At 70.2% G+C, this 6,276-nt stretch carries 6 protein-coding genes; 3 read left to right on the top strand and 3 right to left on the bottom strand.

Going from position 1 to position 6,276, the window contains the following annotated elements; all coding sequences use genetic code 11:
* Positions 1-51 precede the first annotated feature (51 nt).
* Positions 52-1,092 (bottom strand): glycosyltransferase family 2 protein, encoded by a 1,041-nt coding sequence (locus tag ACFVJX_RS33880; RefSeq protein ID WP_384125649.1) that lies wholly within the window; start codon positions 1,090-1,092, stop codon positions 52-54.
* Between the two features lie 281 nt (positions 1,093-1,373).
* On the opposite strand from ACFVJX_RS33880, the gene ACFVJX_RS33875 reads away from it, so the two are divergent.
* On the top strand, positions 1,374-2,738 hold the full coding sequence (locus ACFVJX_RS33875; protein WP_384125651.1) for an LCP family protein: 1,365 nt from the start codon (positions 1,374-1,376) through the stop codon (positions 2,736-2,738).
* A gap of 92 nt (positions 2,739-2,830) precedes the next feature.
* Here ACFVJX_RS33875 and ACFVJX_RS33870 read toward each other — a convergent pair whose 3' ends face one another.
* Positions 2,831-3,379 (bottom strand): acyl-CoA thioesterase, encoded by a 549-nt coding sequence (locus tag ACFVJX_RS33870; RefSeq protein ID WP_384125653.1) that lies wholly within the window; start codon positions 3,377-3,379, stop codon positions 2,831-2,833.
* A 119-nt stretch (positions 3,380-3,498) separates the two neighbouring features.
* Between ACFVJX_RS33870 and ACFVJX_RS33865 the strand changes: the two genes are divergently transcribed.
* Positions 3,499-4,818, top strand: a complete 1,320-nt coding sequence (locus ACFVJX_RS33865; protein WP_384125655.1) for an LCP family protein — start codon at positions 3,499-3,501, stop codon at positions 4,816-4,818.
* A 93-nt stretch (positions 4,819-4,911) separates the two neighbouring features.
* The gene (locus ACFVJX_RS33860; RefSeq protein WP_384125657.1) at positions 4,912-5,346 is read left to right on the top strand and encodes a VOC family protein; all 435 of its coding nucleotides are present in this window, start codon (positions 4,912-4,914) and stop codon (positions 5,344-5,346) included.
* A gap of 81 nt (positions 5,347-5,427) precedes the next feature.
* Here ACFVJX_RS33860 and ACFVJX_RS33855 read toward each other — a convergent pair whose 3' ends face one another.
* Positions 5,428-6,204, bottom strand: a complete 777-nt coding sequence (locus ACFVJX_RS33855) for an MBL fold metallo-hydrolase (protein WP_384125659.1) — start codon at positions 6,202-6,204, stop codon at positions 5,428-5,430.
* Positions 6,205-6,276 lie beyond the last annotated feature (72 nt).

Genomic DNA, 6,276 nt, shown 5'->3' with positions numbered 1-6,276 from the left:
CCCTCTTCCTGCTGTGTACGACCTTCCGGCTGTGTACGACCCGCCCCGGGGTCAGACCACCGGTGCGCTCGTGCCCGGTTCCTCGCTGATCGCCGGGCGGCGGCTGGCGATGACCTTCTTCGCCAGCGAGCGCGGGCTCGTCAGGAAGCCGTACCCCCACGACATGTGCATGGTCGCCAGCGCCACCGGGATCTGCGCCCGCGCCTTCAGCGGCAGTCCCTTGCCGGCCGGGAGCGATCCGGCGACGATGGCCGCGACGTACCCGGCCGGGACGAGCAGCGCCCACGGGGTGACGGCGGCGCCCACCACGATGCCCGCCGCGATCGCGACCACGGCGGTCGGCGGGGCCAGGTAGCGCAGGTTGATCGAGCCGGAGTGGTAGCGGGCGACGACGTGACGCCAGCGGCCGTAGTCCTTGTACTGCTTGGCGAGCGCCCGTACGGAGGGGCGGGGGCGGTACTGCACCCGCAGCTCGGGCGAGAACCAGATCAGACCGCCGGCCTCACGGATGCGGAAGTTCAGCTCCCAGTCCTGGGCGCGGATGAACTCGATGTTGTAGCCGTCCGCCTTCTCCAGGGCCTCCCGGCGGAAGACACCCAGGAACACGGTCTCGGCCGGTCCGGCCTGGCCGCCGGTGTGGAAGGCCGCGTTGCCGACGCCGATCTTCGAGGTCATGGCCGCGGCGACCGCGTCCTCCCAGGCGTTCTCGCCCTCGGCCTGCATGATGCCGCCGACGTTCTGCGCGCCGGTCTCCTCCAGGAGCCGGACGGCGGTCGCGATGTAGTTCGGCGAGAGCATGCCGTGGCCGTCCACGCGCACCACGACCGGGTGCCGGGAGGCCTTGATCGCGGCGTTGAGCGCGGCGGGGGTGCGGCCCGTCGGGTTCGGCACGGTGTGGACCCGGGGGTCCTCCGCGACCAGTTCGGCGGCGATCTCGTCCGTACGGTCCGTGGACGGGCCGAGTGCGATCACCACCTCCATCTCACCGTCGTACTCCTGCTCCAGGATGTGCCGGACGGAGTTCCTGAGATGGCGCTCCTCATTGAGCACCGGCATGATCACGGAGACGGCGGGGTGCTGCGCGGCAGGCATGTGGTCCTCGGGGGGTCCTCGGGGGCGGCCGGGGGGTCGAACCCCACCGGGCGGCGTCATTCGGCCGCCACGTTACCGCGAATGGGGGACACCGGCGCGCGCCGCCGGGTCGCGGGCCGGGATGCAGATCGTATGGGCCTACCGTGCGACAGGTCCCCCTTGCACCGCGGAGGTGTCCCCCCGTGCCCACGCCGCACCGCTCCCCCCGTCCGCCACGGCCCCGCGCCGCTCCCCCGCAGCGCAGGCGGCCCAGAAAGCAGGACGAGAGACCGCGCTGGGGCATGCGGATGGCGACCGGTCTCTCCGTACTGGTCCTCGGCGCCGGTGGCATCGGCCACGCCGTCGTGACCAACCTGGAGACCGGGATCGACCGGATCGACCCGTTCAAGGACATGAAGAACCGGCCCGCGGGCGGGAACGGCATGAATCTGCTGCTGGTCGGCACGGACGGCCGCGACAAGATCACCAAAGCGGAGAAGGCCAAGTACCGGCTGGGCGGTGCGCCCTGCCACTGCACCGACACGATTATGCTGGTGCACCTGTCCGCGGACAAGGAGCGCGCCAGCGTCGTCAGTCTGCCGCGTGACAGCTACGCCGAGATCCCCGAGCACCGGGACCAGAACTCCGGCCAGGAGCACGCGGCCCATCCGGTGAAGCTGAACGCCGCCTACGCCGAGGGCGGGCCCAATCTGACCGTGCGGACGGTCGAGCACATGACGGGCGTCAAGATCGACCACTACCTGGAGGTCGACTTCACCAGCTTCATGACGACGGTGGACGCCCTGGGCGGGGTCAAGATCTGCACCACCCGGCCGATGAAGGACTCCTACACCGGTCTCGATCTCGCGGCGGGCACCCATGAGCTGGACGGTGGCCAGGCACTCCAGTACGTGCGCTCCCGGCACATCGACGGCGCCGCCGACCTGGGCCGGATGCAGCGCCAGCAGAAGTTCCTCGCCTCGCTGATCAAGCAGGCGACCAGCAGCGGGATGCTGCTGAACCCGGTGAAGTTCCGGGAGGTCGCCTCGACGATGCTGAAGTCGGTACGGGCGGACAGGGGCTTCGACACTCAGCAGATGCTCGACCTCGGCCAGGCGATGCGACGCTTCTCCGCCGCCTCGTCCGAATTCGCATCGGTGCCGATGGGTGATGTCGCGTACCAGGTCAAGGGCATCGGGTCGACGGTGAAATGGGATCCGAAGAAGTCGAAGGCACTGTTCCAGGCGCTGCGCGAGGACAAGCCGCTCACGGTGAAGCAGCCCAAGCAGGCCCCGGCGACGAAGGTGGACGTGCCGCCTCAGCAGATCCGGATCCAGGTGTACAACGGGACCCCGAAGGACGGTCTCGGCTCCACGGTCGACGCCGCGCTGCACGCCACCGGCTTCGACACCACCCGGGCCCCGCTCACCGCGACGCAGCGCGACCTCAAGCACACGCTGGTCACCTACGACCCGCGCTGGGACCGGTCCGCGAAGTCACTGGCGGCGGCGCTGCCCGGCGCGGAGCTGAGGGCGGTGCAGGGCCAGGGCGCCACGATGAAGGTGACGGCGGGCGCGGACTACTCCAAGGTGGAGCGGGTCCGGGCCGAGGAGCCCGAGCCCAGCAGGTTCGGCGCGGTCACGGGCGACGAGGTGGTCTGCCCGTGAACCCCCGCACGTAGCGGTCCGTCCATGAGCGCCTGCACGCAGTGATCCGTCCATGAGCCGCTGTATGTAACAGAGCCGCTGCGCCGCAGTCCTCAGTCCTCGATGCCGTCGGCGACGCGCTTCTCCCGCAGTTCCCGGATCGCGCGGCGCCGGGCCAGCCGGTGCGTGCGGCGGATCTGCGCCTCCTGGTAGCGCCGCTTGTCCCGCTCGGTCTCCGGGATCACCTGCGGTACGGCGCGCGGCCTGCCGTCGGCGTCGACCGCCGCGAAGACCAGGTACGCGCTGCCGACCTGGGAGGCGGGGGTCGACTCGTTCCACCGCTCCGCCATGACGCGGACGCCGACCTCCATCGAGGAGCGGCCGGTCCAGTTCACCTGGGCCCGGACGTGAACAAGGTCACCGACGCGGACCGGCTCCAGGAAGACCATCTCGTCCATCGAGGCGGTCACGGCGGGGCCGCCGGAGTGCCGGCCGGCCACCGCGCCCGCGGCGTCGTCGACCAGTTTCATGATCACACCGCCGTGCACCGTGCCCAGCAGATTGGTGTCGCTGCCGGTCATGATGTGGCTGAGGGTGGTCCGGGACGCCGAGGTCGGCTTGCCCGGAATATCGCCCTCCGGGCGCGGGGCCTGATCTGTCATGCCCTCCACCTTATGCGGGGGCTTCGGGCCCGTCGCAATGCATCAGCTTCGCAACAGCCCTGGTCCGATTTCCCTTACACCCTGTAATAGCGGTGGCTCCGACCTGCACACTGGACGGCATGAACGATTGGCCCGAGAGCTGGAGCGACGACAACCGCAGCGGTAACCGCTACGGGCAGGGCAGCGCGAGCGACCGGCCCGAGAGCGCCCGCGCGATGCCGCACGTCCAGCGCCCCGTCCCGTCCCAGCAGCCCGCCCCGCCGCGCGGTCGACCCGCACCGCCGAGGCAGCCGCAGGTCCCGCAGCAGCCGGGCGGCTACGCCGAAGGCGGCCCGCAGTACGACAGCGGCTACAACACGGGCCAGGTCTACGGCGGTGGCAGCGGCGGCCGCGGTGACGGCCACGGCCACGGCGGTGGGCCGGGTGACGGCGGATACGTCCAGGGCCGCCCGTCGGCCGCGCCGGACTGGCGCCGCCGGATCAAGATCGGCGCACTGGCCCTCGTGGTCGTGGTACTCGGCGTCTCCGTCGGTACGTACTTCTGGGCCGACTCCAAGCTGAAGCGCGATGTCGACCTCTCCAAGGTCATCGAGCGGCCGAAGTCCGGCGACGGCACGAACTACCTGATCGTCGGTTCGGACAGCCGCGAGGGCATGACGGCCGAGGACAAGAAGAAGCTCCACACCGGCTCCGCCGAGGGCAAGCGGACCGACTCGATGATGATCCTGCACGACGGCGGCAACGGCCCGACGCTCGTCTCGCTGCCGCGTGACTCGAACGTCGAGATCCCCTCGTTCGTCGGCTCCGAGTCCGGCAAGAAGTTCCCCGGCACGGGCCGCACGACCAAGCTGAACGCCGCGTACGCCGAGGACGGCCCCGAACTGCTCGTCCGTACCGTCGAGTTCAACACCGGCCTGCACATCGACCACTACGTCGAGATCGGCTTCGGCGGCTTCGCCAAGATCGTCGACGCGATCGGCGGGGTCGAACTCGACATCCCCAAGGCCTTCAAGGACAAGAACTCCGGCGCCGACTTCAAGGCGGGCAAGCAGACGCTGAACGGCGAGGAGTCCCTCGCCTTCGTCCGCACCCGGTACGCCTTCGCGGCCAGCGACCTGGACCGCACGAAGAACCAGCAGAAGTTCCTCGCGGCGCTGGCGAACCAGACGGCGACGGCGTCGACGATCCTCAACCCGTTCAAGCTGTACCCGACGATGGGCGCGGGGCTGGACACCCTCGTCGTCGACAAGGACATGTCGCTGTGGTCCCTGGGGAAGATGTTCTTCGCCATGAAGGGCGTCACGGGCGGCGACGGCAAGTCGATGAACATGCCGATCTCGGGCTCAACGGGCGGCAACCTCGTCTGGGACAAGGCCAAGGTCAAGCAGCTGGTCGAGCAGCTCAACAACGACGAGAAGGTCACCGTCTCGAGCAACTGAGACGGACACACCGTGACGGCCCCGCCCACCGGGCGGGGCCGTTCGTCGTGCCGGGCCACACACCTCTCCCCCTTGCGCAACTATGGTGAGCCGATGTCAACGATCAAGCAGTTCCAGGTCACCTTCGACTGCGCGGACCCCGAGCGCGTGGCACGGTTCTGGTGCGAGGTGCTGGGATACGTCGCACCGTCGCCGCCCGAGGGGTTCGACACCTGGGACGACTTCAACCGCACCCTCCCGGCCGAGAGCCGGGGTGCCTGGTTCTCCTGCTCCGACCCCTCGGGGGCCGGCCCGCGGCTGTTCTTCCAGCGCGTGCCCGAGGGCAAGGTCGTCAAGAACCGGGTGCATCTCGATGTGCGGGTCGGCACCGGACTCGTGGGGGAGGAACGCCTCGCCGCGCTCGAGGCCGAGTGCGTACGTCTGGTCGCGCTCGGCGCGGTCCGTGGGCAGCTGCTGCGGGCCGACGGCGAGAACGAGTCGTGCCAGCCCATGCAGGACGTCGAGGGCAACGAGTTCTGCCTCGACTGACCCTCTTGACGGACGGAAGCCGGACCGAAGCCGGACCCTGAAGCCGGACGGATGCCGGACCCCGAGGCCGGACGGAGAACGCTAGCCGATCCTGAACGTGGCGTCGGGGGCGGCGTAATCGACGTGTCCGGCGAACCGCGCGGAGGCACGCGCCACCGCCTGCCGCGGCGTGAGGAAGGGCCCGACATGCGTGACGATCAGTCGGCCCGCACCGGCCGCGGCGGCGGTGTCTCCGGCGTCCTCGGGTGTGTGGTGCACCTGTTGCTCCTCCCCGGCCGGAGGCCCCGCGCTCTCCGCCTCGCACAACAGCGCGTCGCATCCCCGGGCCAGCTCCGTCAGGCCCGCGCAGGGTGCGGTGTCCCCGGAGTACACCAGCGACCTGCCCGCCGCCGTACCGATGCGCACGGCGAAGGCGGGCATGCCGTGCGCCACCGCCCGGCTGGTCAGCCGGAGCGAACCGGCCGCCACCTGGTGTCCGTCGTGCAACTCCGTTACCGCGAAGGCTGATTCGACCGGGCTGCGCGTATCGCCGTTGGTGAGGAAATGGGCCAGCCTGTCGGCGATTCCGGGTGGGCCGTAGAGAGGGATCGGCGCGGGCAGGCGGATGTCCGCGTAGAGGGCACCGTAGTAGGCGGTGAGCAGGTCCGCGGCGTGGTCCGCGTGCAGGTGCGAGATCCAGATGGCGTCGAGCGCGTCCAGGCGCACGTGGCGTTGCAGCGGTCCGAGCGTGCCGGTGCCCGCGTCCACCCAGACGCGGGTGTTCCCGCTCGATACCAGGTAGCCGGAGCAGGGGTTGTCAGTCCGGGGGTAGGGGGTCGCACTGCCGAGGACCGTGAGGTTGAGAGGCTCGTCGCTCATCACAGGATGATGCCAGCCGGCCACGTTCAAGCGCAGGGGCGGGCGAAGGTCCGGGCGTAGCCCTCGGCCCGC

It is taken from the genome of Streptomyces sp. NPDC127177, from assembly GCF_042672475.1.
Taxonomy (GTDB): domain Bacteria; phylum Actinomycetota; class Actinomycetes; order Streptomycetales; family Streptomycetaceae; genus Streptomyces.
The sequence above is the reverse complement of the archived record's forward strand: the minus strand, read 5'-3'. Positions and strand labels throughout refer to the sequence as shown.